Annotated in this window: 24 protein-coding genes and 1 tRNA gene; 10 read left to right on the top strand and 15 right to left on the bottom strand. The window is 68.0% G+C overall.

Annotation, left to right across the window (positions count from 1 at the left end):
- Positions 1-127: 127 nt before the first annotated feature.
- Together VHC04_RS14905 and VHC04_RS14900 are read right to left on the bottom strand one after the other, a co-directional pair.
- Positions 128-703 (bottom strand): hypothetical protein, encoded by a 576-nt coding sequence (locus VHC04_RS14905; protein ID WP_325682613.1) that lies wholly within the window; start codon positions 701-703, stop codon positions 128-130.
- A gap of 70 nt (positions 704-773) precedes the next feature.
- Positions 774-3,002 carry a heavy metal translocating P-type ATPase gene (locus tag VHC04_RS14900; protein WP_325682611.1) on the bottom strand — a complete coding sequence of 743 codons (2,229 nt, stop codon included), beginning with the start codon at positions 3,000-3,002 and terminating at the stop codon, positions 774-776.
- A gap of 210 nt (positions 3,003-3,212) precedes the next feature.
- Here VHC04_RS14900 and VHC04_RS14895 point away from each other — a divergent pair, with 210 nt between their 5' ends.
- From VHC04_RS14895 to VHC04_RS14875, 5 genes are all read left to right on the top strand, one after another.
- Complete coding sequence (locus tag VHC04_RS14895; protein WP_325682609.1) at positions 3,213-3,830, top strand: DUF5666 domain-containing protein; 618 nt, start codon at positions 3,213-3,215, stop codon at positions 3,828-3,830.
- A gap of 66 nt (positions 3,831-3,896) precedes the next feature.
- Positions 3,897-4,451 (top strand): peptide-methionine (S)-S-oxide reductase MsrA, encoded by a 555-nt coding sequence (msrA, locus tag VHC04_RS14890; RefSeq protein ID WP_325682607.1) that lies wholly within the window; start codon positions 3,897-3,899, stop codon positions 4,449-4,451.
- Between the two features lie 92 nt (positions 4,452-4,543).
- Positions 4,544-5,740: a pimeloyl-CoA dehydrogenase large subunit gene (pimC, locus tag VHC04_RS14885; RefSeq protein ID WP_325682605.1), complete on the top strand. Its 1,197-nt coding sequence runs from the start codon at positions 4,544-4,546 to the stop codon at positions 5,738-5,740.
- A gap of 122 nt (positions 5,741-5,862) precedes the next feature.
- On the top strand, positions 5,863-7,011 hold the full coding sequence (locus VHC04_RS14880; RefSeq protein WP_325682603.1) for an acyl-CoA dehydrogenase family protein: 1,149 nt from the start codon (positions 5,863-5,865) through the stop codon (positions 7,009-7,011).
- Positions 7,012-7,052: 41 nt separating this feature from the next.
- Positions 7,053-7,706, top strand: a complete 654-nt coding sequence (locus VHC04_RS14875; protein WP_325682601.1) for an HAD hydrolase-like protein — start codon at positions 7,053-7,055, stop codon at positions 7,704-7,706.
- Positions 7,707-7,933: 227 nt separating this feature from the next.
- Here VHC04_RS14875 and VHC04_RS14870 read toward each other — a convergent pair whose 3' ends face one another.
- The 4 genes from VHC04_RS14870 to VHC04_RS14855 form a co-directional block, all read right to left on the bottom strand.
- On the bottom strand, positions 7,934-8,287 hold the full coding sequence (locus VHC04_RS14870; RefSeq protein WP_325682599.1) for a YkgJ family cysteine cluster protein: 354 nt from the start codon (positions 8,285-8,287) through the stop codon (positions 7,934-7,936).
- Positions 8,288-8,302: 15 nt separating this feature from the next.
- Positions 8,303-9,151 (bottom strand): cupin domain-containing protein, encoded by an 849-nt coding sequence (locus VHC04_RS14865; RefSeq protein WP_325682597.1) that lies wholly within the window; start codon positions 9,149-9,151, stop codon positions 8,303-8,305.
- Positions 9,152-9,309: 158 nt separating this feature from the next.
- Entirely contained in the window at positions 9,310-10,371 is a 1,062-nt protein-coding gene (locus VHC04_RS14860) for a lactonase family protein (RefSeq protein ID WP_325682595.1), read from the bottom strand.
- Positions 10,372-10,498: 127 nt separating this feature from the next.
- The gene (locus VHC04_RS14855) at positions 10,499-11,266 is read right to left on the bottom strand and encodes a CbiX/SirB N-terminal domain-containing protein (protein WP_325682593.1); all 768 of its coding nucleotides are present in this window, start codon (positions 11,264-11,266) and stop codon (positions 10,499-10,501) included.
- An 86-nt stretch (positions 11,267-11,352) separates the two neighbouring features.
- Here VHC04_RS14855 and VHC04_RS14850 point away from each other — a divergent pair, with 86 nt between their 5' ends.
- The 3 genes from VHC04_RS14850 (at position 11,353) to VHC04_RS14840 (ending at position 15,930) form a co-directional block, all read left to right on the top strand.
- Positions 11,353-12,990, top strand: coding sequence for an electron transfer flavoprotein-ubiquinone oxidoreductase (locus tag VHC04_RS14850; protein WP_325682591.1), 1,638 nt, complete (start codon positions 11,353-11,355; stop codon positions 12,988-12,990).
- A 277-nt stretch (positions 12,991-13,267) separates the two neighbouring features.
- On the top strand, positions 13,268-14,947 hold the full coding sequence (locus VHC04_RS14845; protein WP_325682589.1) for a tetratricopeptide repeat protein: 1,680 nt from the start codon (positions 13,268-13,270) through the stop codon (positions 14,945-14,947).
- Positions 14,948-14,961: 14 nt separating this feature from the next.
- Positions 14,962-15,930 carry a 4-(cytidine 5'-diphospho)-2-C-methyl-D-erythritol kinase gene (locus tag VHC04_RS14840; RefSeq protein ID WP_325682587.1) on the top strand — a complete coding sequence of 323 codons (969 nt, stop codon included), beginning with the start codon at positions 14,962-14,964 and terminating at the stop codon, positions 15,928-15,930.
- Positions 15,931-15,969: 39 nt separating this feature from the next.
- On the opposite strand, the gene VHC04_RS14835 is transcribed toward VHC04_RS14840, so the two are convergent.
- The 3 genes from VHC04_RS14835 to VHC04_RS14825 are packed head-to-tail and all read right to left on the bottom strand — an operon-like array spanning position 15,970 to position 17,957.
- Positions 15,970-16,344 (bottom strand): glycosyltransferase family protein, encoded by a 375-nt coding sequence (locus tag VHC04_RS14835; protein WP_325682585.1) that lies wholly within the window; start codon positions 16,342-16,344, stop codon positions 15,970-15,972.
- The gene (locus VHC04_RS14830; protein WP_325682583.1) at positions 16,326-17,153 is read right to left on the bottom strand and encodes a hypothetical protein; all 828 of its coding nucleotides are present in this window, start codon (positions 17,151-17,153) and stop codon (positions 16,326-16,328) included. Before VHC04_RS14830 ends, VHC04_RS14835 begins: the two co-directional genes overlap by 19 nt.
- A gap of 21 nt (positions 17,154-17,174) precedes the next feature.
- Positions 17,175-17,957 (bottom strand): coenzyme F420-0:L-glutamate ligase, encoded by a 783-nt coding sequence (locus VHC04_RS14825; RefSeq protein WP_325682581.1) that lies wholly within the window; start codon positions 17,955-17,957, stop codon positions 17,175-17,177.
- A 221-nt stretch (positions 17,958-18,178) separates the two neighbouring features.
- On the opposite strand from VHC04_RS14825, the gene VHC04_RS14820 reads away from it, so the two are divergent.
- Positions 18,179-18,253 (top strand) — tRNA-Gln (locus VHC04_RS14820).
- Positions 18,254-18,283: 30 nt separating this feature from the next.
- Here the strand turns inward: VHC04_RS14820 and VHC04_RS14815 are convergent.
- Positions 18,284-19,126 carry an MlaA family lipoprotein gene (locus tag VHC04_RS14815; RefSeq protein WP_325682579.1) on the bottom strand — a complete coding sequence of 281 codons (843 nt, stop codon included), beginning with the start codon at positions 19,124-19,126 and terminating at the stop codon, positions 18,284-18,286.
- A gap of 165 nt (positions 19,127-19,291) precedes the next feature.
- Here VHC04_RS14815 and VHC04_RS14810 point away from each other — a divergent pair, with 165 nt between their 5' ends.
- Positions 19,292-19,594 (top strand): hypothetical protein, encoded by a 303-nt coding sequence (locus VHC04_RS14810; RefSeq protein WP_325682577.1) that lies wholly within the window; start codon positions 19,292-19,294, stop codon positions 19,592-19,594.
- Between the two features lie 244 nt (positions 19,595-19,838).
- Here the strand turns inward: VHC04_RS14810 and VHC04_RS14805 are convergent, their stop codons facing one another.
- The 5 genes from VHC04_RS14805 to VHC04_RS14785 all read right to left on the bottom strand — a co-directional run bounded on the left by VHC04_RS14805 (position 19,839) and on the right by VHC04_RS14785 (position 25,231).
- The gene (locus VHC04_RS14805; protein WP_325682575.1) at positions 19,839-20,513 is read right to left on the bottom strand and encodes a hypothetical protein; all 675 of its coding nucleotides are present in this window, start codon (positions 20,511-20,513) and stop codon (positions 19,839-19,841) included.
- Positions 20,514-20,632: 119 nt separating this feature from the next.
- Positions 20,633-21,181 (bottom strand): TspO/MBR family protein, encoded by a 549-nt coding sequence (locus VHC04_RS14800; RefSeq protein ID WP_325682573.1) that lies wholly within the window; start codon positions 21,179-21,181, stop codon positions 20,633-20,635.
- A gap of 278 nt (positions 21,182-21,459) precedes the next feature.
- Positions 21,460-22,557 carry an alanine racemase gene (locus VHC04_RS14795; RefSeq protein ID WP_325682571.1) on the bottom strand — a complete coding sequence of 366 codons (1,098 nt, stop codon included), beginning with the start codon at positions 22,555-22,557 and terminating at the stop codon, positions 21,460-21,462.
- Entirely contained in the window at positions 22,554-24,095 is a 1,542-nt protein-coding gene (locus VHC04_RS14790) for a M81 family metallopeptidase (RefSeq protein ID WP_325682569.1), read from the bottom strand. The genes VHC04_RS14795 and VHC04_RS14790 overlap by 4 nt, the downstream gene beginning before the upstream one ends.
- Complete coding sequence (locus VHC04_RS14785) at positions 24,092-25,231, bottom strand: pyridoxal-phosphate dependent enzyme (protein ID WP_325682567.1); 1,140 nt, start codon at positions 25,229-25,231, stop codon at positions 24,092-24,094. Before VHC04_RS14785 ends, VHC04_RS14790 begins: the two co-directional genes overlap by 4 nt.
- Positions 25,232-25,316 lie beyond the last annotated feature (85 nt).

Here is a 25,316-nt window from a genome sequence, read left to right as displayed (position 1 = left end):
GTCGATTCTGTCACGCTGCGTTCCCCACTCTGCCTCGGGACGGCACAGACGCGCGGCACCCGAACGGCGGGCGGGATAGCGGATGCCGGCGTGAATGCAAACCGCCTGGCCGCTGCCTTACGGAGGATTAACCGAACAGCGCGTCCACCGCGTCCTGCGACAGGGCGGTCTGCGGCGGGTCTTCCGACGGTGGCGCATCGGCCGCGGCGGCCGGCGGGGCCGCCGCGACAGCCGGGGTCAGGTCCGTGAGGATCGATTCGACATGCTGCAGATCGCGAATCGCGCGGCGGATTCGCTGACCGGTGACGTCCTGGAAGCTGCACGCCTCGAAGATTGCATTCACGCTCTCGGTGGCGAGCGCGATCGAGGCGGGATCCCTGGCGCCGTCGCGCAGCCAGACAGCGATCGCCTCGGCGGCTTCCATGATGCGGTTTGCCGCGCTCTCGGTTGCCTGGACCACCGCTTCCAGCTCCAGGCCGCGGTTGCGGCTGCTGGCGGGCGAGGCGAGCAGCCCGGCCACCTGGTCATGGATGGTGCGCAACTGGCTGGTGAGGCTGGTTTCGGAAAAGTCCATCAGCTGCATGGTGCCGTGCACCTCGGCGCTGAGCTCCGCCAGCCGCCGATCCACGAAGCCGCGCAGCTCGGCGATTTCCGATCGCACGGTCTCAGCGACGATCCGCCTGATCGCCTCGGTCTGTGTCATCGCCGTATCCCGGTTCGCATGCGCCCAGCACACCAGGAACCGATTAAGAACCGGTAAACCGGCGCGTAACTCAGCGCTGCGGCGGCTCCCATGCGCGCAGCAGCAGTGCGTTGCACACGACCGAGACCGAGGACAGCGCCATCGCCGCGCCGGCGATCACCGGGCTGAGGAAGCCCGCGGCGGCCAGCGGGATGCCCAGGATGTTGTAGCCGAACGCCCAGATCAGGCCCTGGCGGATTTTCGACAGTGTCTTGCCGGAAATGTCCAGCGCGGCGGGCACCAGCATCGGATCGGGGCGCATCAGCGTGATGCCGGCCGTCTGCATCGCCACGTCGGTGCCGCTGGCCATGGCAATGCCGATATCGGCGGCGGCCAGGGCAGGGGCGTCATTGATGCCATCACCCACCATGGCGACCACGGTGCTGCCGTCCTGCCGCAGCGCCGCCACGGCCTCTGCCTTGTCGGCGGGCAGGATGCCGGCACGCACCTGGTCGATGCCGATGGCCTCGCCGACGCGGCGGGCCGCCGCCTCGGCATCGCCGGTCAGCATGACCGTGCGCAGCCCCATGCGATGCAGCGCCGCCACGGCGGCCCCGGCGGTGGGGCGCGGCGCGTCCGAGAAGGCGAAGGCGGCGAGCAGCCGGGGCGACGGAGCGGCCTCGGCGAGGTAGGACAGCGTGCGGCCGCTGCCAGTGAGAGCGTCGAAATCCACCCCTTCCGGGGAAATGTCGTGTTCCCGCAACAGACGCGCGTTGCCCAGGATCAGCGTGCGTCCGTTCATCACGCCGGACACGCCACGCCCGGCCAGTGTCCGGAAATCGGCGACGGCGGAAGACCGTTCGGGCTGTGTCGCGGCCGGCGTGGATGCGGTGCTGACCGGGCTGCCGCCGTTGGCACGCGCCGCGGCGGCCTGGCGCAACGCGGCGGCCAAAGGGTGTTCGCTGCCGGCCTGCAAGGCAGCGGCCTCGGCCAGGCTATCGGCCTCGGTGGCGGCGAACGGGATGACCTCCTCCAGCACCGGTTCGCCAACGGTCAGGGTGCCGGTCTTATCGAAGGCCACGACACGGACGGCATGGGCCCGTTCCAGCGCCTCGGCGTCGCGGATCAGGATACCGTGCCGCGCCGCCAGGCCGGTTCCCACCATGATGGCGGTGGGGGTGGCCAGGCCCAGCGCGCAGGGGCAGGCGATGACCAGGACCGAGACAGCATTCAGGATCGCCGCCGTCGCCCCCGCGCCGGTCAGCAGCCAGAAGATCAGCGTCACCGCCGCAATCCCCAGCACCGCCGGCACGAAGACGGCGCTGACCCGGTCGGCAAGACGCTGGACGGGCGGCTTGGCGGCCTGCGCGTCCTCTACCAGCCGGACGACGCGGGCCAGCATGGTTTCGGAACCGACCGCCCTGGTCTCCATCAGCAGGTGGCCGTCGGTGTTGATGGCCCCCGCGGCGATGCTGTCGCCGGGGCCGTGATCGGCGGGCAGGCTCTCGCCGGTCAGCATGGCATTGTCGATCGCCCCGTTGCCTTCGCGGATGATCCCGTCCACCGGGATGCGCTCCCCCGGCCGCACGACGACCAGGTCGCCGGGACGCACTTGCTCGACCGGCACGTCGGTCTCCGATCCATCGGGACGGCGCAGCCGGGCGGTGTCGGGCCGCAGCCGCATCAGCGCGGCCATGGCGCTGGCGGTGCTGCGGCGGGCGCGGGATTCCAGCCATTTGCCGACCAGCACGAAGGTGATCAGCACGGCGGCGGACTCGAAATACAGGCCATGCGCGTGGCCGTCGCGCAGCCACAGGAAGGCGGACAAGCCCCAGGCGGCGGACGTGCCCAGCGCCACCAGCAGGTCCATGTTGCCCGATAGCGAACGCACCGCGTGCCAGCCGGCCTTGTAAAAGCGCAGGCCGAGCCAGAACTGAACGATGGAGCCGAGGGCGAACTGCGCCCAGCCGGACAGCATCAGCGCCGGGACCAGCATTCCCGCCAGCAGCGGCGCGCTGAGCACCACGGCGGCGATCAGATGCAGCAGGTCCCGCCGGTCCTGCGCCGTGTGGTCGGGAGGCGGTGCCTGCGCGCGGATCTCCGACGCGCCATAGCCGGCTTTCTCCACCGCGCGGATCAGCGCGGCCACGTCGGGCGACCGGCCCACCACATGCGCCCGTTCGGTGGCCAGGTTCACCGTCGCCTGGGTCACGCCGGGCACGCGCGCGAGCACTTTCTCCACCCGGCTGACGCAGGCGGCGCAGGTCATGCCGGAGATGGACAGATCGGTCGTCTGGTCCGGCTTGCTGATGGCGTTCATGGCGCTGTGGATAAGGGCTGGCGTGAGCGATGGGTCAAGAGAAGCTGACCGCGTATCAGCGGTGCCGCCACCGGCGCGGGTGTTTGTAACCTCTCATAGCTGTCATGCGACGGTATGAAATATCTCAGTGGCAGGCTCTCTACCGCCACTGCTAGAAACGCACACGGTCGCTCCGCAATCCTGGCGGGCGTGGTCCAGAGAATCCAGGACATGCCAATCCTTAAATCATGGCTGCTGCCGACCATTGCGTTGGCTGCTTTTGTGGCTGTCGTGTCGCCGCTGCGGGCCGCCATGGAGCAGCGCGTCCATGGCCCGATCGAAAGCGTGTCTGGCAACGGCATGGTGGTCGATGACCGCACCGGCATCCGCTTCGACGTGCAACTGGCCAGCAAGCTGACGGTGCTGGTGGCCCGGCCGGCGGACCAGACGCTGTTGTCCATGGGCCGCGGCGTGGCGGTCGTTGCCTCCCAGGCGCTGGACGGATCCTTGCAGGCGCGGCAGGTCCTGGCGGTGACGGAAGCCATGGCCCAGGCCAGGGATAGCGGCGTCACCTGGGACGTACCGCCCGGCCAGACCTTGGTGACAGGCCGCATTATTGGCCGAACCGAGCGCGATGGTATGCTGCAACAGTTGACGGTTTCCGGCTGGGACGGCACCAAGGTGGTCTTCCTGTCGCCGAAGACGCCGGTCGCCACATTGCAGCCCGCGTCCCGCGGCGATCTGAAGGCAGGGGAGACCGTGTTTCTCGCCGGGCCGCTGATGCCCGACGGCAGCGTCACCGCCGACCGCATCGTCCTGCATGACAGGACCCAGGGCGCCGGCACCTGACGCGGCGCGGCCGCCCGGGACGTATCCGGCCGCCAAGGCGCGGCCAGCCATGGGAGGGCTGGACACATGAGCACGACAGTAGAGACGGCGACGTTGGGCGGCGGCTGCTTCTGGTGCCTGGAGGCAGTGTTCAAGGATCTGAGGGGCGTCATCTCCGTCATGTCCGGCTACGCCGCCGGCCATGTGCCGAACCCGAGCTATGAGCAGGTATGCACGGGGCGGACGGGGCACGCCGAGGTGGTGCAGGTGACGTTCGATCCGTCGCAACTCTCCTATGCCGACCTGCTGCGGGTGTTCTTCACGATCCATGACCCGACCACCAAGGACCGGCAGGGCAACGATGTCGGACCGCAATACCGCTCCATCATCCTGACCCACTCCGACCAGCAGAAGGCGACCGCCGAGGCGGTGATGCGGGAAATTTCGGATGCCAGGATCTGGCCCGGCACGCTGGTGACGGAGATCGAGCCGCTGACCGTCTTCTATGAGGCGGAGCCGTACCATCACGACTATTTCGCCCGCAACCCGTTCACCGGCTACTGCCAGGTCGTGGTGGCGCCAAAGGTGGCGAAATTTCGGAAACAGTTCGCCGACAAGCTGCGCCGCACCGCCGCCGAGTAGCGCGCGGCGGAAGCCCGACCGGCGCCTTCTCCTGGTCCATTGACGGGTTTCGGGCCCGCGTTTAACGAACATGGCAGGAGAGGGAGCCGGCCATGGACCTGAATTTCACCCCCGAGGAGATCGCCTTCCGCGAAGAGGCTCGGCGTTTCTTTCGCACGGAAATCCCCGCCGCGATCAGGGCAAAGGTCGCCGAGGGCGAGGGGCTGACGCGCGACGACATGATCACGTCGCAGCGCATCCTGAACGCGCGTGGCTGGGCGGTGCCGAACTGGCCCGTGCAATGGGGCGGGCAGGACTGGTCGCCGATCCAGGTCTATCTATACCAGGACGAAATGCAGCAGGCCGATTGCCCGCCGCCGATCGCCTTCAACGCGTCCATGGTCGGGCCGGTGATCGCGCAGTTCGGCAGCGAGGAGATGAAGCAGCGCTTCCTGCCGGCCACCGCGAACGCCGACATCTTCTGGTGCCAGGGATTTTCCGAACCCGGTTCGGGATCCGACCTGGCGTCGCTGCGCACGAAGGCCGAGCGCAAGGGCGACAAGTGGATCATCAACGGTCAGAAGATCTGGACCACGCTGGCGCAGTACGCCGACTGGATCTTCTGCCTGTGCCGCACCGATCCCTCGGCGAAGCAGCAGGAAGGCATTTCCTTCATCCTGATCGACATGAAGACGCCGGGGATCACCGTGCGGCCGATCTATACGATCGACGGCGGGCGCGAGGTGAACGAGGTATTCTTCGACAATGTCGAAGTACCCGCCGAGAACCTGGTCGGGCAGGAGAACAAAGGCTGGGACTACGCGAAATTCCTGCTGGGCAACGAACGCACGGGCATCGCCCGCGTCGGCAACTCGAAGGCCAAGATCGCCCGCATCAAGCATCTGGCCGCGCTGGAATTCGCCGGCGAGCAGCCGTTGATCGAGGATCCGCGCTTCCAGGAGAAACTGGCCGCGATCGAGGTGGAGTTGAAGGCGCTGGAAATGACCCAGCTTCGCGTGGTGTCGGATGAGCGCAAGCTGGCCAAGGGCAAGCAGAACCCGGCCTCGTCGATCCTGAAGCTGAAAGGGTCGGTGATCCAGCAGCAGTTGACGGAGCTGCTGATGGAAGTCGTCGGTCCGTACGCGATGCCGTATCAGCGCGATTTCGACGGCAACAACGAACCGGTGGTCGGACCCGGCTATGCGACCGAGGCGGCGCCGATGTATTTCAACTATCGGAAAGTCTCGATCTACGGCGGCTCGAACGAGATCCAGCGCAACATCATCGCCAAGGCCATTCTTGGCTTGTAACGTATCAGGTTGATGTGCGGCTATGCGCGAAACCCCGCGCGCATAGGGTTGGCGTGGCGGCTATGCGCAAAACCCCGCGCGCATAGGGTTGGCGTGGCGGCTATGCGCAAAATGAGGTAATCATGGATTTCGATCTCTCCGAGGACCAGCGGCTGCTGAAGGAAAGTGTCGATCGGCTGATCGCCGGCGAATACTCGTTTGAGCAGCGCAAGAAATACCTGGCTGAAGCCGCCGGATGGTCGGCGGCCATGTGGTCGCACCTGACCGAACTGGGCCTGCTGGGCCTGCCGTTCCCGGAAACCCTGGGCGGGTTTGGCGGCGGGCCGGTGGAAACCGCGATCGTGATGGAGGCCTTCGGCCGCGGTCTGGTGCTGGAGCCGTTCTTCGCCACCATCATCCTGGGCGGCGGCCTGCTGCGGCGGGCGGCGCCAGACGCGATGCGCGGCGCGCTGGCACCGCAGGTGGCCGCCGGCAAGCTGAAGCTGGCCTTCGCGCATGTCGAGCGGCATTCGCGCTACGACCTGTCGGATGTGACGACCACCGCGGCCAGGGACGGCGCCGGGTATGTGCTGAACGGCGCCAAAAGCGTGGTGCTGCACGGTGATGCCGCCGACCGTATCTTCGTCACCGCCCGCCTGTCCGGCGGCAGGCGCGATCCCGACGGGATCGGGTTGTTCCTGGTCGACCCGGCGACGCCGGGCGTGTCGCGCCGCGGCTATGGCACGCAGGACGGCCTGCGCGCGGCTGAAATCTCCCTGGCCAATGCCCGCGTCACCGCGGATGACATGGTGCATGACAACGCGCTGGCGCCGATCGAGCACGTGGTGGACGAGGCGATCGCCGCGCTATGCGCCGAGGCGGTCGGCGCGATGCAGGCGATGCAGGAACTGACGCTGGAATACCTGAAGACGCGGAAACAGTTCGGCCGCCCCATCGGCTCCTTCCAGGCGCTGCAGCATCGCTCGGTGGACATGCTGGTCGCGGTGGAGCAGGCCCGCAGCATGGCGTTGTTCGCCGCCATCAGCGCCGCCGAGGAAAACCCGGTCGAGCGGCGCAAGGCGATCTCGGCGGCCAAGGTGCAGATCGGCCGCTCCGCCCGCCTGGTGGGGCAGGAGGCGATACAGCTGCACGGCGGCATCGGCATGACGGCGGAGTACGCCGTCGGGCATTACTTCAAGCGCACGACGATGATCGATCAGCTTTACGGCGATGCCGACACGCATCTGGCGCGGCTGGCGCGCCTGGGCGGACTGTTCGGCAAGGCGGCCTGAATGCGCGTGGTTCCCAGGATGGCGGCCCGATCGGTGATGGCTTGAGCAAGCCACCCGCCATCCTGCTGGATCTCGACGGCACGCTGGCCGATTCCCGGGCGGGAATCGAGGGCTGCTTCAAGTTCATGCTGTCGGCGCTGGGCCACGATCCGGCGACGGCTGGCGACCTGACGGAGCTTGTCGGCCCGCCGATCGCCGTATCGATCCGCACGCTGCTGGGCCGTTATGGCGATGACCGTATCGATCTGGGGCTGAGGACCTATCGCGCGCATTACTCCGAGGTGGCGCTTTACGACGTGGCCGCATTTCCCGGCATCGGCGACATGCTGGCGACACTGCGGGCGAGCGGACGGCGGCTCTGCGTCGCCACCGCCAAGCGACGGGATTTCGCAGAGAGAGTGGTGGCGTATCTGGGTTTCTCCGAGATGCTGCCGACGGTGTATGGCGCGCTGCCAGGTGGCGGGCTGGACGACAAGAAAGATCTGATCGCGGAACTGCTGCGTGCCGAGGGCTACGATCCGGCGGGGACGATCATGGTGGGCGACCGCCATCATGACATCCACGCCGCGCAGGCGAACGGGCTGCGGGCGATCGGCGTGCTGTGGGGCTATGGCGGCGAGGCGGAGCTGCGCCGGGCCGGCGCCGACATGCTGGCGAACGCTCCGGTCGATGTGGCGAGGCTGGTCGCGGCATAACCGTACGCGCCTCGCTTTGGCGGATTTGGCCAGGCCCGCGCCCGCAACCGGGCGGATGGCCGGGCCGGCAGCGGGTGCTCCTGTGCCAGCGGGTGCTTTCCGGAGCAGAGCGCGATCGCCTGAAGCCGGCGGTCAGAAGGTGCGAATCGCGCTGTTGAATCAAAGCTTTGATAAAGCATGATCGGGTCAACCCGACCCTCTGAGGCCCGGCCTGCCGTCGGCCGCCGCTACCCCTCCGCCTCTCGCAGCCGCCGCACCGGGGTCTGCAGGAACACCGCATACCCGTACACCGTCTCATCCGGCTGGTTCCAGCAGACATAGCCGCGGCAATCATGTGGCCGCGCCTCGTACACACCGCACATATGGTCATCGGTCAGGAACTGGCAGGTCTTGTAGCCCTCCTTGATCCGCTTCTCGCCCTTCTTGGTGACCTCAACGATATGGCGGCGCTCGAATTCCGGCACCGACAGGCCGAGATGTTTCGCCAGCCGGCGGATATCCTCCCGGCTCACGCGGACATAGCCCGCCATCCGACAACATAGTGCCGGACATTTCAGGCAATCGAGGCGTTCATGCGCCATGGTGGGCGCGAGGGCTCAGCTCGTCTCGCTGGTCTCGAAGTCGGCGGGGACGATGATCTCCAGCACCTCGCAGTCGGCCGAGTATTCCAGCACGGTGTGCTTGATGCCGCTGGGCTGCAGCCAGCAGCTGCCGGTGGACATCATCTGCGGGCCATGGCCTTCGAACTCATTCTTGATCCAGCCCTTCAGCACGTAGACCAGTTGCAGATCGACCGTATGGGTGTGCTGCTTGCGGACCTCATCCGTCGTCGGCGGGATGAAGCGGATGACATGGGCCTGGCACAGGCCGGCGGTGGCGGCCGCGATACCCAGATCACGGTACAGCGCATAAGGGCGCAGGCCGTCGCGCTTGAAATCATCCTCATGCAGATGGCTGACGGTGAAGTGCTGGGGCGGCCGGGCGGCAGGCGCCGCCGGGCTGGGTGCAGCCGGCCGCTTCGGCACCGAAGCGATGCGCTTGACAGCGGTGGCGCGCAGGCGGCGGGTGGCCGGGGCGGGTATCTTGGCCGGGATGCGGCGCGGGGCGGCCTTCGTCACTGCCATGGATTTGGCCGGTCCGGCTTTCGCGGCGGCGGCTTTCCCGGAAGCAGCCTTCCCGGACGCGGCTTTTTTTGGCGCGGCTTTCGCCACGCCGCCCTTGGCCGATCCCGCCTGCTTTGCTGCGGCCTTCGCCGCCGCTTTCATCGGTGCCGCCGTCTTTTTTGCCGCAGCCTTCATGGCGGCGGCCATCTTCTTCGCCGCTTTGGGGGGGGCCGCTTTCAGGGGGGCCGCCTTCTTCGGGGCCGCTTTTTGCGGCGCCTTCGGGGGGGCGGCCTTCTTTGCCGCCACCTTTGCCGAAACGGGGGCCTTGGCCGCCGCCTTCATCGGCGCGGCCTTCTTTTCGGGGAGTGCCGTCGCGGGCGCCTTTTTCTTCTTGCCCGGGGCGGTAGTGGCTCTGGCCATGACATCGTTCCTCGAGTCTTTCGCGCGTAACGACAGTATCGGCGCGACGTCCGGTCGGTTTCAAGCCCGGGCGTCGGCGGTCAACCGGCCGCGCCGCCAACGAAACTGATCGCCGAGGGACTGCCCACCATGATGCGCCGTCCGGTATCGGTGAACCGCCCGGTGGTGTCCGAAATGTCGAAGACCGTCACGCTGTCGCTGTCCTGGTTCGCGACATAGGCGCGCTTGCCGTCCGGCCCCAGGGTGAAGAAGCGCGGGCGAGCGCCGCCCGTGGGGATGAAGCCGCCATGGCGCAGCAGGCCGGTCGCCGGATCGATGTCCAGGTAGGCGACGCTGTCCTGGCCGCGGTTCGACACATACAGCACGCGGCCTTCCGGGGATGGCACGATTTCGGCCGTCGTGTTGCGGCCGGTGAAGCCGGCGGACAGCGTCCCGATCACCTGCTTCTCGGCGGCATGGCCGGTGTCAGGCGCCCAGTCATAGACGCTGACGGTCGAATCCAGCTCATTGTTCACATACAGCACCGGCAGCGTCGGGTGGAACGCGGCGTGACGAGGCGCTGCGCCAGGGCGCGCGCTCACCCAACCCTGGGCGGTCGGTGTCAGCGTGCCATCCGCGAAGCGGAAGAGGAACGTCCGGTCCAGGCCCTTGTCGGGCACGATCACGAAGCGGCCGCTGGGGTCCATGATCACGCCGTGCGGATGGGATGAAGTCTGCTCCTTCGGATGCGGTCCCGGTTGCCCGGGCAATGCCGACAGTTGCGACGGCGCCCCCAGCGACCCGTCCTCGCCCACCGGCAGCACCGCCACCGTACCGCTGGAATAGTTTGCGACGATCAGGAAGCGCTCGGTGGGGTCCAGCGCCGAATCCACGGGGTTGCCGCCGCCGGGGTCGACCTGGTTGATCAGGGTCAGTTGGCCGGTGGCGGGATCGATCGCGAAGGCGCTGACCATGGTCCGGCCCCCATGCACGCTATACAGCCGTGTGCCGGCGGCATTCAGGGTGAACAGCGAGGGGTTTTCCAACCCGCCGACAAGCTGCACATGGACCCATTCGCCGTCCGGGCGGACGTCGAACACGTTGATGCCGTTGCCGCGCCCGTCGCGATCCGGCGTGGTATAGCCGCCGATATAGGCGAACATCGTCGTATCCTCCCTCTGGTGACCGCGCCCCGTGGTGGTCCCGCGGTTCCGGTGAACACGTCCCGCCTGGCACCTTTACCCCGGCGAGCCTTGGCGCCGTTGTTCCGCCGGCGAGCAGGCCTGGCGTTCAGTCGGATGCGGCCTGGTCCAGGATGATCCGGGCCAGGGCCGGATTGTCCGCCACGGAGCCGAAATTGTGAACCACCCCGGCCGAGCCGGCGCGCGTGGCGGTCTCGGCGGCCAGCGCCGCCGGCACGTCGTCGCGCACATGTTTGCCCTCGCCGGCGAAGAAGCCGACCACCGCCACGGGCCACGGGCGCAGGGCCGCCAGAGCGTCCGCCAGCAGCGGCGGCTCCTCCAGATGCGCGATGTGCACGGTCTGAAACAGGCTGGATGCCGCCAGCGCCGCCGCGTGCCGGCGCAGTGCCATGGCCCGGCCCGGCGCCGAGGCGGAGCCATGGCCGACCAGCAGCAACGCGACCTCGGCCGGCACGAGGTCCCGTGCCGCGCAGCCGTCGCGCGCATGCCCGGCGATCACGTCCGCCATGCCGGGATGCACCCCCACCGGCCGACACCGTGTCACCCGCCTGTCGCCGCCGATCGCGCGCGGTACGGCGACGCGGACGAAATACCCGTCCTCCATGAAGAACGGCACCGCCCGGATCGCCGGCGCGTCGATCCTGGCCAGCGTATCGGACACGCCGGGGCGACCGGCCAGCAGCCCCAGCGTCACGCAGCGGCCGGGCGCGGCGGCGCGCAACCGCGGCAGCTGCGCCAGGGCCGGCCGCGCGGCCTCGGCATACCGCGCCGAGCCGTGGGCGATCAGCAGGATGGGCGGCTCCCGGTTGTCGACGCGCGGCAACGTGTCTTGCTCCACCGTGATCATTCCTGGCATGCGGAAGCCGGTTTCATCGCCTCCCGATCTGGCGCCCATACGTTAGACGGGGTAGGCACCGACAAGCGATAAACAAGGAGACAAAGATGGCGGAGGAACTACCCCCGCGTGAGGCGATGGAATTCGACGTGGTGATCGTGGGCGGGGGACCGTCAGGCCTGTCCGCGGCCATCCGGCTGAAGCAGATCTCGCCCGACATCTCTGTCTGCCTCGTGGAAAAAGCCGCCGAAGTGGGCGCGCATATCCTGTCCGGCGCGGTGGTGGAGCCGCGGGCGCTGAACGAGCTGATCCCGGACTGGAAGGAAAAGGGCGCGCCGCTGGACACGCCGGCGAGGGAGGATCGGTTTCTTTTTCTGACCGAGACGAAGTCGTTCAAGCTGCCCACCCCGCCGCAGATGCACAATCACGGCAACTACATCGTCTCTCTTGGCAACGTCGTCCGCTGGCTCGGTGAGCAGGCCGAGGCGGCCGGCGTCGAGATCTATCCCGGTTTCGCGGCGGCGGAGCTGCTGGAGGAGGATGGCCGCGTCGTCGGTATCGCCACCGGCGACATGGGCATCGGGCGTGACGGCGAACCCACCGCCAATTTCCAGCGCGGCATGGAGCTGCGCGCGAAATATACGATCTTCGCCGAGGGTTGCCGCGGCTCGTTGTCGAAGCAGCTCATGAGCCGGTTCAATCTGCGCGCGGGCCGCGACCCGCAGACCTATGGCATCGGCATCAAGGAGCTGTGGGAAATCCCGGCGGCGAACCACAAGCCGGGGCTGATCGAGCACGCGCTGGGCTGGCCGCTGGACAGCGTCACCTATGGCGGGTCGTTTCTTTACCATTTCGGTGAAAATCTGCTGTCGTACGGTTTCGTCGTCGGCCTGGACTACAAGAATCCCTGGCTGTCGCCGTTCGAGGAAATGCAGCGCTTCAAGACGCACCCGTCGATCAGGCCGTATTTCGAGGGCGGCCGCCGTATCGCCTATGGCGCCCGGGCGCTGATCGAGGGCGGCATCCAGGCACTGCCGAAGCTGACCTTCCCGGGCGGCGTGCTGGTCGGTGATGCCGCCGGCTTCCTGAACGTGCCGAAGGTGAAGGGCACCCATACCTCGATGAAGTCCGGCATGCTGGCCGCCGAAGCGATCGCCGAGGCGCTGGCCAGTGACGGGCCGGCCGAGGTGACCAGCTACACGGACCGCGTCCGCAACAGCTGGGTGTGGGAGGAACTGCAGAGCGTACGCAACATCCGCCCGGCGTTCCAGAAATTCGGCCGCTATGGCGGGCTGGTCTATGCCGGAATCGACACTTATCTGCTTCGCGGCAAGGCACCCTGGACGTTCCATTATCCGCACGGTGACAATGAAACGCTGATCCCCGCCGCCCAGGCGCCGCGGATCGACTATCCGAAACCGGATGGCGTGCTGACGTTCGACCGCCTGTCCTCGGTGTTCATCAGCAACACCAATCATGAGGAAAACCAGCCGGTCCATCTGGTCTTGAAGGATCCGGCGAAGGCGATCGACATCAACTGGGACAAGTACCGCAGCCCGGAGCAGCGCTATTGCCCGGCGGGCGTGTATGAGATCGTCGGCGCCGAGGAAGGCGACCCGAAGCTGCAAATCAACGCGCAGAACTGCGTGCACTGCAAGACTTGTGACATCAAGGACCCGGACCAGAACATCAACTGGGTGACGCCCGAGGGCGGCGGTGGCCCGGTCTATCCGGGCGGCATGTAGGGTCCGCCTCGCGGGGCAGGGCGCGCCGGTCAGTGGCAGGGCCTCCGGCCGCGGCGCCCAGGGCCCCGCCTTCGCCGTGTGCTCTTTCGAAGGGTGGGGTCCGAGACGCGTCCACTGCGCCGGAAGTGTGTCCCATGGCCGTGCCCGATCCGGTTTGCTGCAATCGCGAAAACTGTATGCGTAACCAATGGTTACGCCGCCGGGAAAGCTGCCATGCACCGTGAGGAACGGCTGCAAGGTTGCTGACATCGGCCGAGCGGCTTGATAGGTTGGCGGCATGGCAAATCTCCGTGGCGGCTTCCGGGCCGTGCTGCTGTCTCTGTCGATGTTGTCCGCCTGTGCGGCGTCCGACCCGTCTCGCGGCGCCGGCGATGCCATGCAAAGCGGCGTGCTGGGCAACTATCTTGCCGGACGCTTCGCCATGTCCGAAGGCGACGCCGCCACTGCCTCCCGCGACTTGCTGAAGGCCCTGGCGGCGCGGCCGAACGACCAGGAACTGATGGAGCAGGCCTTTATCGCCACCTTGCTGGCCGGCCGGCCGGAGGCGGTGAAGCTGGCGGCGCGGCTGCCGAACAACCAGTTCTCCCGCCTGGTGCTGGCGAATGTCGAAATCCGGTCCGGTCGGTGGTCGGCGGCGGAGCAGCAATTTCGAAAATTGCCCCGCCAGGGCCTCAGCCAGGTTTTGCAGCCGCTGCTGGTGGCCTGGGCACAGCTGGGCGACGGCCATCCCGACTCGGCGCTCTCGACCCTGCAGCCCTATGTGGAGGATCCGCGCTTCCGCACCCTGTTCCTGGCCAATGCCGCGCTGATCGCCGATCTCGGCAACCGCAGGGACGAAGCCGGCAAGCTGTATCACGCGCTGGAAACCACGATGGCGGAGCCGAATCTGCGGCTGACGCAGATCCTTGCGAGCTGGCAGGCCCGTACCGGGCAGCCGGTGGATGCGCAGCGATCGCTCGCCAGCCTGGCGAAGGTGGCGACCGATACGTCAATCGCTCTGCCCGGCCTGCTGGCGAACGTGACCAAGCGGGTGGTGACCAAGCCCGGCGACGGCATCGCGGAGACGTATTTCACCTTCGCCGCGATGCTGCGGGCGCAGGACATGAACGACCCGGCGCTGATCATGCTGCGCATGGCGCTGGACCTGCGGCCCGATCTGGCAGCCGCTCGGCTGCTGATGGCGGACCTGATGGCCAGCCAGCACCACCCGGCGCTGGCCCTGGCGGCGCTGTCCGACGTGCCGTCGGGCGATCCGATGTATCCGGTGGTCGAGCTGCGGCGGGCGACGCTGCTGAACATGCTGGGACGCACGGATGAAACCATGCGGATTCTGCAGCGCCTGTCGGAGGATTATCCGTCGAGCTCGCTGCCGGACACGGCGCGTGGCGACATACTGCGGGCCAAGAAACAGTACCCCGAGGCGGTGCAGGCTTACGACAAGGCGATCGCCCGTCTGCAGGACCCGCTGCCGACCGACTGGGTGCTGTTCTACAGCCGCGGTGTGGCCGAGGATCAGGCGCGTCAGTGGAGCAAGGCGGAAGCCGACTTGAAGCGGGCGCTGGAGTTGTCGCCCAACCAGCCCTTCGTGCTGAATTATCTGGGCTATTCCTGGGCCGACCGGGGTGAACACCTGGACAAGGCGCGGCAGATGATCCAGGCGGCGGCGCAGGCGCGGCCGAATGATGGCGCCATCACCGACAGCCTGGGGTGGATCCAGTTCCGCCAGGGCGACATCGCCGGCGCGGTGAAGACGCTGGAGCGGGCGGTGGAGCTGGAGCCCGAAGATCCCACCATCAACGGACATCTGGGTGACGCCTACGCGGCGGTCGGTCGCAAGATCGAGGCGCAATATCAGTGGCGCCGCGCGTTGACGTTGAACCCTGCCCCGGATGACGCGGCCAAGCTGGAGGCGAAGTTGAACACCGGGCACGTCGGACCAGTGCTCAGCGGCCAGTAGCGGACCTGACCGCCATGTCCGGCCGCGAAACCGGCGGCACGCCGTCACGCGCCGGGTTGTCCGCCATCGGGCTATCCGACGTCGCGTCACCTGGGGCGGAGGAATTCGCGCCAGCCAAGATCAACCTTTACCTGCATGTCACCGGCCGCCGGGCGGATGGATATCACCTCCTGGATAGCCTGACGGTATTTGCCGATATCGGCGATCGTCTGGCCGTGGCCGCCGCCGCCGAGCTGTCGCTGGCGGTGACCGGTCCGTTTGCCGGCGGCCTGACGGCCGAGGCGGATAATCTGGTGCTGCGCGCGGCGCGTGCCCTGGCGGTGGAAGCCGGCGTGACATCGCGCGGCCGGCTGGTGCTGCGGAAGAACCTGCCCATCGCATCCGGTATCGGCGGCGGATCGGCGGATGCCGCGGCGGCATTGCGGCTGCTGTGCCGAACCTGGTCGATCGATCCAGGGGTCGAGCGGCTGGCGGCGATCGGCGCGGCGCTGGGTGCGGACGTACCGGTCTGCCTGCGCTGCACGCCGGCCCGGATGCAGGGAATCGGGGAGGTGCTGACGGCCGTTCCCGAGCTGCCGCCCTTCGGACTGGTCCTGGTCAATCCCGGCGTCGCGGTGGCGACAGCTTCGGTGTTCAAGGCGCGCCATGGAGAATTCTCACCGCCCGCCGTGCTGCCGCCTGGCTGGCGCGACGCCGGCGACCTCGCCGGCTGGCTGCACGGCACATGCAACGATCTGCAGCCGCCGGCGCTGGCGCTGGCGCCGGCGATCGGTGGCGCCCTCGCGGCGCTGAGCGGCGACCCGGATTGCCTGCTGGCGCGCATGAGCGGGTCCGGCGCCACATGCTTCGGCGTCTATGCCTCGGCCGAAGCGGCCGCGGGGGCGGCAGCCCGGCTGTCGCGTCCAGGCTGGTGGGTCTGGGGCGGTTCGGTATACGCCCCCAAGGGAGCTGCGGCCGCCGAAGCCGTCGGGCCTGGGGCCTGACCATCGACGATTGGGGACATCCAGCCGCAGGCGATCGCACTACGCCTTGGCGTTCGCCGCATGCAGGCCGCAGAACGTCACGATGCGCCGCGCGGACTCGCGCAGGGAGAAGCGGGGCAGCAGGGCTTGATAGGTGGCTTCGGCCCGGTCGAGTGCCCGCTGCGGTTCGGTCAGCAAGGCGTCGGCCGCCGCCGCGGCGGAACCTGGGCTCACATCGAAGCTATACGCGCCCAATCCCGGCATGTGTTCGACGGAGAAACGGTTGCCATCCGCCACCGGCACCACGCCAGCCGCCAGAGCGAAGAACACCCGGTCATGCACCGAGTCCGATACCAACGGGTTGACCGAAAGGCTGCCGATATAGGCGGGAAGGCGGACCAGCATGTCGGGAAAGCTCAGCGGCGCGCGCAGCATCGCCCGCTTCCCCTGCCAGTCGATATGACCCCAGTTGGCGCCGTAGACATCCACCGGCAGGTCCAGCAGCCCGCGCACCACGTTGTTGGCGCGGCGGGCCGTTCAAAGGCGTCCAGGCGCTGCAGCAGGGCGAGGCACAGCTTGCCATCCGGGGCCAGGAAGACGTCATGCCGCTCACCCGCCCGTTGCAACTCGGCCACCATGCCGGCGACGTCGGTGCCGGCACAGGCTTCCGCCGCCTCATCCATCAGGTGTGCCAGCGGCGACGGCAAGGATTGCCGCCAGGCCGTACGCAGCGCGTTGTCGTCAGCACCGCTCTTGAAGAACGCGATGCGATCATTCCGCCGGTCCAGGGGACGGGCCGCATCCGGAAAGGTGGCGCGGCTCGGCATGCCCAGGTGCACCGCGAAGGTGACGCCGTTGGCATTCAGGTGGTCGCGCGCATAGCGGGCGTGGTCGGGGAATACATAGCCCATCACGCTGTAGGGGGAGCGGGCCATGTGGCGCGCGGGGAAATAGGCTGGATGATCGCAGAACCAGGTGAAGAAGGGGATCTTCGCCGTGTCCCAGAGGTGCGGGCCGTTCTCCATCCCCAATTCCAGCCCGACGCCCGACATGCCGAGCGCGAGCTGCCAGGGACCCTGCTGCTGGATGAGCTGCCGCAACCGCTGCTGCCAGCCATTCTCGCCGATGATGACACGCTCGATCCGATGGCCGTCCGCGGCCATTTCGGCCGCGGTGAGGTCGAGGATGAAGCGTAACGAATCATATGCGCTTCCCGACCATTGGATCAGCAGGATCCTGGCCATGGCGTGGCGTGGCCCGCGCTCTCAGTCGCCGCGCGGTCGGGACGGCGCGCGGCCATGCGTGCGGAATCCCTCCATCAGCGGGGAGAAGATGTCCTCGTCCGGCGGGATGAAGAACCCGTCCTGCCCGGCCTGGTCGTTGAACACGAGGTCGGGCCAGTCGCGCACGATGACGACCGGAACGCATTCGGCCCCTTCGCCCATCAATCCCACCGCGGCCGCTGCCATCGCATCGGCCCGATTTGACAACGTGACGGCAAGCGGTCGGCCGAAAATGTCGGGGGTGCCGCGATAATCCATCAGCGCCTCGAACCCGTAGAAGCCGATGGTGATGCCGGTGGTGCCGCGGCGCAGCGGGATGCAATGGCTATCGGACAGAATCACGCCCAGTCGCTGCAATCCATGGCGCTGCTTCAGCCAGCGTCCGATCTCGGCCGCTGCGCCGGACGGGTCGTCCGGCCACAGCACGTAATGGTCCTTGGAGTTGCTGGCATCGATCCCGGCGCTGGCGATCAGCGTGCCGCCCTTGATCGCCAGGGTGATGCCGTATTTCGAGGAGGCCTTGGGAATCCAGGCATCCGCCTCGGCCTCCACCAGCTCCTCCTTGTCGCCGACCGAGGCCATCGCCACGCAGCGGCCCTGGTGGATGGCGACGATCTTGGAGGTGATGACGAGCACATCGCCCTCCCGCAGCGGCGGCAGGTGGTCGCCCAGGACGGCATACAGGTCATCGCGCGGCGGCAGCATCGGCCGCGTCTTCACCCGGATCAGGCTGGTGACGGCGGAATCGGAAGGACTGGCGGGCATGCCACCTCGGGCAGGTTGGATGGACGGGGGCGGACCCTAGACCCGGCCATCACGGTCGGCAATCCATCCGCCGGCTGGGACGCTGGCATGACGGCCCACTCGGGAGATCAGCAGCCTGCTGTCCGGCCGAGGAAGCCGGATCGCTGCAAAGAGGCGAGAAGGCCTGGATGCTCTTCGCGCTTTACGCGGCGAGCGGACCGACCTATCTACCCCGCGCGCCTTGGGGCGTCGCCAAGCGGTAAGGCAACGGATTTTGATTCCGTCATACGGAGGTTCGATCCCTCCCGCCCCAGCCATCTCCTAACCAGCGTCCCACCTCGTCCCGATCACTTCTCCGGCTGCGGAAACCACGCGGGCACCGTCGCCCTGTCGTCAGCGCGCAGCGTCTCCAGCTCAGCGGCGCGGGATTGCCGGTACAGGCTGCGGAATGTGGCGTACGGGTCCAGCGCGGTCTGCTTGACCGCGTCCAGGTCGGTGGCATGCCGAGCCCGCTCATCCACGGCGCGCACGGCGATGCGGGAGGATTTCAGGCCGATCACCGCCGCACCCTGGCCGATCCAGATGAAGGGATCGGAGGCCAGGGTGGCGGCATAGCCGGTGGCATCTCGTGCGCTGGAGGGGCCGATCAGGGGCAGCACCACATACGGGCCGTCCGGCACGCCCCAGCTCGCCAGGGTGAGCCCGCCATCGGAGCCGTGGTCGGGATAGCCGAGTTTCGCGGCGACATCGAACAGGCCCGCCACGCCGAGGGTCGAATTGATCGCGAACCGCATCGCCGTGTCGCCCGCGCGCCTGGGCTTGCCTTGCAGCATGTCATTGGCCAGCCGCGCCGGTCCGCCCAGATTGCCCAGCAGGTTGTGAATGCTCTCCCGCACCGCATCCGGCAGCACCGCCTCATAGGCTTTGGCGGTCGGCCGCAGCACCGCGGAATCGACCGCATTGTTGAAGGCGAACACGGCACGGTTGGCGGGTTCGAACGGGTCGTTCCGGGCCTTGAACTCGGCCGATGCCTCCGGATCGTCGGCCGGCGGCGCCGTCGCGCAGCCCGCCATCCCCAGCAGCAGCGCCACGACAAGCTGCAATGCGACGCAGAGGCCATGCCGGACCGCACCGTGCCGGCAAGGGTCGACAGAGAGGCGGGCCTGCTTGCAGGGTACGGCAATCCTCACGGTTCGAAGCCTCCATTTCCCTGGCATCATGGCCGGTCTCTTCACGGTCGGGAGAGAATGCCACCGTCATGCAGAGTTCCATTGAAGTCGATCAACCCCCCGACCATGCTGAAGGAGCCGCGGGCGCGAATCGGCGGGAGCCAGTGATAACAGGGAGCCAGCGACATGGCGGATCTGCACAAGCTGCTCTTTGAACAGCGAGCCACCGTCTCCGATCGGGAAGTGCTGGCCACCGCCCGCCTGAACGCCCGGGTCAAGGCCTTCGCGGGGCAGCCATTGTCCGACGATGTCATGGACAGGATCAACGCAGCCGTGGCCGAGGAGGCGGATCGGCTGATCGCCGATGGCGTGTTGCGGGAGCGGCCGGACTGGCTGGCTGTGATCGTCCGGCGCCGCCTTTACGTTGCGTTCGGCGCCAAGGCGGTGCAGCAGCTCAGCCGCGAGCTGCGCGCCATGGGGGCGGTGTAGCCAGGCTGCCGGCTTGCCTGGCCCTGGGTTTCCTGACCCTGGGCTTCCTGCCCCTGGGCCTCCTGACCTGGAATGTGTGATGGCAGGGGATGGCTGCCGCAAGCTGGCCGGGCGCCTTCCCTGGAGCGCTTTCCGGACCACTGGAAACGCGGCGAAGTCCTGTTCCGCCGGCAATGTCCCTGGTTCTGAGGATCGCGGCGCGATTCCGCTCAGGCTGGGAACATCCGCTCAGCCCGGGAATGCCTTAATTGGCGGCGCTGCGGGTCCCGAACCCCAGGAAGCCGGCGCTGGGCACCGGCGCACCGCCATCATTGGCAAACAGCTTGGGGGCCGAGACCGGTTTCGTCGCCACCACCGCCGCGGCCGGGGTGACGCGGGCAGGCTTCTTCCGGCTGGCCTTGCCTTCTGCCGCCGCATCCGCCGCGAATGCCTTGTCCAAGGCGCCCGTATGCCGCGCGCCGTCGCTGCCGTACTCGCCGCGCATCGACAGCAGCAGGAAGGAAATATCGTTGCGGCCCAGGTCGACCGACAGTTCCAGCGGGGTCATGCCCAACACGTTGCGGGCATCCAGCTGCGCGCCGCGGCTGATCGCATCCCGCACGGTCGCGATATCGCCGCGGTTGATGGCGTCGAACATCGCATCGTTGGGCGACATGTCGTTCGGTGATTTCTGCGCCGGCGCCACGGGTGCCCGAGCCTGGGCGCCCGGCAGGGTGTCCGGTGCCCGCTCCCGCTTCTTCTGCGCGTCCCGTGCGTTGGCGGTGTCGACGCGCCGCTGGATCGAGGATTGCTGGCTGAGCGGATCGCCCGTGATGCCCTGCGCGGAGGCTTCGCCCACAAAAGCGGTGGAGATCGACAGGGCGCCCACGACGGCGCCGAGCAACCGGAGGCCGCGACATGTCCCGGCGGTCTGTGCCATGTTTTCTACCCGTTCTGTCACATTCGTTGAGGACGCTTGTAGCAGCGCACCGGTCCGCGCGTCGATAGATTTGCCCAAAAAACAGGCCGCTCGCTTGGAATGTGAAGGGCCGGACGCCGTCAGGCGCGGTTCAGCAGCCAGAATCCAGCGTCCAGATAGGTAGCATACAGCGTCCAGCACGCATAAGGCACCATCAGCCAGAAGGCCGGGCGGCTGGCGTGCAGAAAGGCCTGCATCGTCAGCGCGATCAGGATCAGCAGGACGATCAGCACCGCCAATCCAAACCCGGGGCTGTGCAGGCCGAAGAAGATCGGCGTCCACATCGCATTCGCCGCCAGCTGCCAGCCCCACAGGCGCAGCGGCCGTGACGGGCCATGTTGTTTCCACACCAGCCAGGCGGCGGTGCCTATCAAAATATACAGAACGGTCCAAACCGGTGCGAAAACCCAATCGGGCGGCGTCCCTGGCGCCATCGTCATGCTGCGATACCAGGTGCGGACCGCCCTGGCCGTGATCGTGCCATCCACCGCCCCCACCAGCAGGCACAGCCCGACGAACCCGATCAGCGCCAGGATCGGCGAGACGGGTGTCGAGGAACCGGGATAAGACCCGCCGTCATTGGGACCCGACTGCTGGAAGACACGTCCTTTCGACTGCTGTGATGCCAATGGCTTGGCCTCAATGGCTCGGCCTCCGTGAAACCAGGCCCGATCGCAGGCCTTCGTGCAGGGAGGTCGATGCGGCCGGCTCGATTGGCAAACCGTCCGGCGTTCACGCTTCGGCACGAGCGTAGCGCCATCCCCGCCCGACCGGAAGCGGGATCGCCGCGGCATCGTGCCGAACGGGTGGTCCGCCACGGCCGAACGGGACGCCGGTGCCACGGCCTCACCGCCGGGGCGGGGGGCGCGTATCACCCGAGGGGCGCGTATCACCAGGGCGACGGCCACTACCAGCCGTTGATCCGATGCCAGATCGCGGTAACCTCCAGCCCGCCCTCGGTGACGAAATACCGGTCATGCGCGGCCGCGGTCATGCAGACGTGATTGGGCGCGATGCGCAGTTTGCCGCCGACCGGCAGATCGATCGGATAAGCCGGATCGATCTCGATCACGCCATGCTCCTGATAGGCCTTGCGGACGATGGCGTTGCCGTAGCCGCGGCGGCCGCCGAGGTCCAGTGCCAGGCCGAAGCCGAAATCCACCGGCGCGTCCTGCGTGCTGCGGTCCTTCGACAGCGCCAGGCCCCCGGCGTCGACCAGGATGCGCCCGTTCCGCCGGCCGATGACGCTGGTCAGCACCGTCACCGCGATGTCGTCGGCGCCATGCGTCTCGATCTCCGACTGGAACAGGTCACCGAACATGTACACGCCGGCCCGCATCTCGGTGATGCCGGACAGGTTTTCCGCATGCCGGGCGGTGGGGGAACTGCCGGCCGAGACGATTTCGATCCGATGCCCATGCTGGCGCAGGCGGCCAGCCGCCTGGTTCATCGCGTTGCGTTCCTGTTCGGCGATGCGCTCCATCTGGGCGACGCCGCGGCCGGCATAGGAATGGCCAGCATGGGTCATGATCCCGGTCAGGCTGCGGCCCAGGCGGCGGGCGATATCCGTCAGCCGGTCGTCATCCGGCGTCAGGCCGCCGCGTTCCTCACCGCTGTCGATTTCGATCAGCGCGCGGGGCGGGTTCGGCTGGGCGGCGATGGCATCGGCGGTATCCAGATCGTCGGTGATGACGATGATGTCAGCCCCGGCGGCATTCAGCTTGGCGACCTGCTCCAGCTTCTGCGGCGTGATGCCGACGGCATACAGGATGTCGTGGATCCCGTGGCCGGCAAAATATTCCGCCTCCGCCAGGGTGGAGACGGTGATGCCGCCGGGCTGCCCCTCCAGCGCCATGCGGGCGACGTCGATCGACTTCGCGGTCTTCATGTGCGGACGCAGCGGCACATTCAGCCGCTTCAGCGTGTTCGCCATGACCAGCAGGTTGCGGGCCAGGATGGTGCGGTCCAGCACCAGGCAGGGGGTCGGCAGCTCGATGAGGTTCATGCGGGCGGAGTCCATTGGGCGTCGTCGTCGATCGGCAGCACCGGCCGGGGCATGTACTGCCAGGGGAAGCGGGACAAGATCGGGCTGGTCAGACCCGGCGCGTCGACCTCCACGATCTGGTCGTGACGAAAGAACTCGTCGAAGCCGCCGCGGAAATGGCCGCGCGATTTCACAACCACGGCCCGTGCTCGGCCGATATCCAGCCCGAAGGCCTCGAAAAACATCGGGTCGGCACATTGGAAGCGGTTGGATACCACGACCACGGTGATCCCGCCCAACCGCAGGGCCGCCGCCTTGCCGAGGTCCAGCGTGTTGTTGGCATAAATGCCGCGGCGGCCGGTGACCGGATGGTCCAGCAGCGCGGCCACCACGGCCGGCGCCGCGAACGGCTTGGAGAAGGCGTCGCCGCCATCGCGGTTGAATCGCGCCTCGAGTTCGGCGCCCAGGCCCAGCGCGTGGGCTTCGGCCGCCAACGCCGGGTCATGGATGATGCCCACCAGCGCCTCGCGCACGCCGGCCGCATGAAAGGCCTGCAGGATGGTCATCGTGTTACCGCGCCCGCCGCCGCCGGGATTGTCGGCGACATCGGCAAAAGCCAGCGCCGGCTTGCCAAGATCCTCGGTGCCCTTGGCCAGCATCACCGCGGTATCCAGCCCGGTCAGCGCCGGCCGGAACCGTGCCCGCCGCTGCCATCCCGCGATGGCGATCTCCCTTGCGAGGGCATCGGCTGCCCGCTGCTCCGTTGCCGTTACCACCACCGTCAGGCCATTGAACGGCGTATCGGCATAGGCGAAGCCGCCCATGACCGACACGTTCAACACCTTTCCCTGATAAGGCGCCTCGGCCATGCGCTGCTGGCCCAGATCGATCAATTCGCCGTAGGGCCGGTGCGGGGCATCCCGGCCGGTGAGCTGCGTCACCGTCGGCGGCACGATCGGCAGGCGGATGCGGCTGAGGCAGGTTTTCGTCCCGGCGATCAGGCGGCGCAGCAGCATGGCTGCCTCGGCGCCGCGCTCGCGCATGTCCAGGTGCGGGTTGGTCCGATAGCCGATGAAGCCGTTCAGCAGCGCGACGTCGGCGTCGGACACATTGGCGTGCAGGTCGAACGTGGCCACGACCGGCACGTCGGGTCCGACGACGCGACGCACCAGGGCCAGCAATGTGCCTTCCGGATCGTGATCGGCCGTGGTCAGGCCGGCGCCGTGCAGCACCAGGTAGACGCCATCCAGCAGGCCGGCCCCGCTGAGGTCGGCCTCCCAGCGCTGCATCAACCGGTCGAAGAAGCCCTGGTCCACCGGTCCGTTCGGCTCCGCCATCGCCAGCATGCTGGGCACCGGCGTCCAGGTGCCGGTGGCGTCCATGGCGGCGATGAAGCCCGGCAGCTCGCCCAGCATGCGCGGTGCCACGGCACGCGCCTCGGCCACCAGGTCCGGCCCGCCGATCAGCGTGCGTTCGCGGAAATCGGCTTCGGTGGCAACCGGCGCGAACCGGTTGCATTCGATCGAGAACCCCAGCAGGGCGACCCGCGGCCGGTTCACAAGGCTACTCCCAGCAGCGCGGCGATGCGGGGCGTGGCCTTGATGCCGGTGCCGGTCAATACGATCACGGTGGTCTGCTCCGCCGTCACCGTGCCCGTCCGCAGCAGTTTCTCAAACGCGGCGATCGCCTGGGCGCTGGTCGGTTCGACGTAGATGCCCATGCGCGCCAGATCGAGCGTCGCCTGGCCGATCTCGGCCTCGGTGAGCGCGACGGCACCGCCCTCCGTGGCATACAGTGCGCCGAGCACCTCGCGCAGCCGGACCGGCCTGGCGATGGCGGTGCCCTCGGCGATGGTCGGGGCGATATCGGTCGGCACCGCGTCCTCGGCGCCGTCCAGGAAGGCGGTGGCGATCGGCGCGCAATTGGCGGGCTGGGCGGCGAAAAGCCGGGGTATCCGGGTAATCTGGCCGGCGCGCAGCAATTCGGAAAAACCGATCTCGCAGCCCAGCACGTTCGATCCGGCACCGCATGGCGTGATGACATTGTCCGGCGCGCGAAAGCCCAGATCCTCCCACAGCTCATAGGCCAGCGTCTTGGTGCCGTGCAGGAAGAACGGGTGCCAGTTATGGCTGGCGTAGAACACCGAGGCCGAACGGGCGACGGCGGCATCGGCGGTGTCCTGGCGGGTGCCGGGGATCAGGTCGACGGCGGCGCCGTGGGCGCGCATCTGCACGGTCTTCGCCGGGCTGGTCGAATCCGGGGTCAGGATCGTGGCGCGCATGCCGCCGGCCGCCGCATAAGCGGCGATGGCGGCGCCACCATTGCCGGAACTGTCCTCCAGCACGTGGTCGATTCCCTGCGCGCGCAACAGCGACAGCATGACGCTGGCGCCGCGGTCCTTGAAGCTGCAGGTCGGATTGAACCACTCGCATTTCAGCCGCACCGGCGCGTCGGCAACTCTGGCCTCCAGCAGCGGGGTCAGGCCTTCGCCCAGGCTGATCGGCGTCTCGGGCAGGAGCGGGAAGGCAGCGCGGTAGCGCCACAGGCTGCGCAGCGAGTGGTCGATGTCATCGGGCGCCAGCCCGGGCAGCGGCGTCAGCAGCAGGGGTGCCCCGTCGGGGCCGCACCAGCGGGGCTGGTCGAGCGGATAGGTGGCGCCAGAGCGCGGGTCCAGATAGGCAGTGGTGGGGTCCATTGCGGGAGTGTGCGCCGAAGCCCGCCGCCGCCTCAAGGTCGCAAACGCGGCCGAGGACGATACCGCGGATGGCGGGGCGTCCAGC

It is taken from the genome of Rhodopila sp., from assembly GCF_035548095.1.
Classification (GTDB): domain Bacteria; phylum Pseudomonadota; class Alphaproteobacteria; order Acetobacterales; family Acetobacteraceae; genus Rhodopila.
Note: the sequence above shows the minus strand (reverse complement) of the source record. Positions and strands in the feature narration are given on the sequence as shown.

What these genes read in the sequence shown, in the direction of transcription:
- VHC04_RS14805 (WP_325682575.1), bottom strand. Translation starts at nt 20,513, where the DNA reads ATGGCACAGACCGCCGGGACATGTCGCGGCCTCCGGTTGCTCGGCGCC.
- VHC04_RS14850 (WP_325682591.1), top strand. Translation starts at nt 11,353, where the DNA reads ATGGCGGAGGAACTACCCCCGCGTGAGGCGATGGAATTCGACGTGGTG.
- VHC04_RS14860 (WP_325682595.1), bottom strand. Translation starts at nt 10,371, where the DNA reads ATGTTCGCCTATATCGGCGGCTATACCACGCCGGATCGCGACGGGCGC.
- VHC04_RS14865 (WP_325682597.1), bottom strand. Translation starts at nt 9,151, where the DNA reads ATGAAGGCGGCGGCCAAGGCCCCCGTTTCGGCAAAGGTGGCGGCAAAG.
- VHC04_RS14810 (WP_325682577.1), top strand. Translation starts at nt 19,292, where the DNA reads ATGGCGGATCTGCACAAGCTGCTCTTTGAACAGCGAGCCACCGTCTCC.
- VHC04_RS14900 (WP_325682611.1), bottom strand. Translation starts at nt 3,002, where the DNA reads ATGAACGCCATCAGCAAGCCGGACCAGACGACCGATCTGTCCATCTCC.
- VHC04_RS14830 (WP_325682583.1), bottom strand. Translation starts at nt 17,153, where the DNA reads ATGGCCAGGATCCTGCTGATCCAATGGTCGGGAAGCGCATATGATTCG.
- VHC04_RS14840 (WP_325682587.1), top strand. Translation starts at nt 14,962, where the DNA reads ATGTCCGGCCGCGAAACCGGCGGCACGCCGTCACGCGCCGGGTTGTCC.
- VHC04_RS14870 (WP_325682599.1), bottom strand. Translation starts at nt 8,287, where the DNA reads ATGGCGCATGAACGCCTCGATTGCCTGAAATGTCCGGCACTATGTTGT.
- VHC04_RS14795 (WP_325682571.1), bottom strand. Translation starts at nt 22,557, where the DNA reads ATGAACCTCATCGAGCTGCCGACCCCCTGCCTGGTGCTGGACCGCACC.
- VHC04_RS14825 (WP_325682581.1), bottom strand. Translation starts at nt 17,957, where the DNA reads ATGCCCGCCAGTCCTTCCGATTCCGCCGTCACCAGCCTGATCCGGGTG.
- VHC04_RS14895 (WP_325682609.1), top strand. Translation starts at nt 3,213, where the DNA reads ATGCCAATCCTTAAATCATGGCTGCTGCCGACCATTGCGTTGGCTGCT.
- VHC04_RS14845 (WP_325682589.1), top strand. Translation starts at nt 13,268, where the DNA reads ATGGCAAATCTCCGTGGCGGCTTCCGGGCCGTGCTGCTGTCTCTGTCG.
- msrA (WP_325682607.1), top strand. Translation starts at nt 3,897, where the DNA reads ATGAGCACGACAGTAGAGACGGCGACGTTGGGCGGCGGCTGCTTCTGG.
- VHC04_RS14835 (WP_325682585.1), bottom strand. Translation starts at nt 16,344, where the DNA reads ATGCTGCGCGCGCCGCTGAGCTTTCCCGACATGCTGGTCCGCCTTCCC.
- VHC04_RS14785 (WP_325682567.1), bottom strand. Translation starts at nt 25,231, where the DNA reads ATGGACCCCACCACTGCCTATCTGGACCCGCGCTCTGGCGCCACCTAT.
- VHC04_RS14905 (WP_325682613.1), bottom strand. Translation starts at nt 703, where the DNA reads ATGACACAGACCGAGGCGATCAGGCGGATCGTCGCTGAGACCGTGCGA.
- pimC (WP_325682605.1), top strand. Translation starts at nt 4,544, where the DNA reads ATGGACCTGAATTTCACCCCCGAGGAGATCGCCTTCCGCGAAGAGGCT.
- VHC04_RS14880 (WP_325682603.1), top strand. Translation starts at nt 5,863, where the DNA reads ATGGATTTCGATCTCTCCGAGGACCAGCGGCTGCTGAAGGAAAGTGTC.
- VHC04_RS14855 (WP_325682593.1), bottom strand. Translation starts at nt 11,266, where the DNA reads ATGCCAGGAATGATCACGGTGGAGCAAGACACGTTGCCGCGCGTCGAC.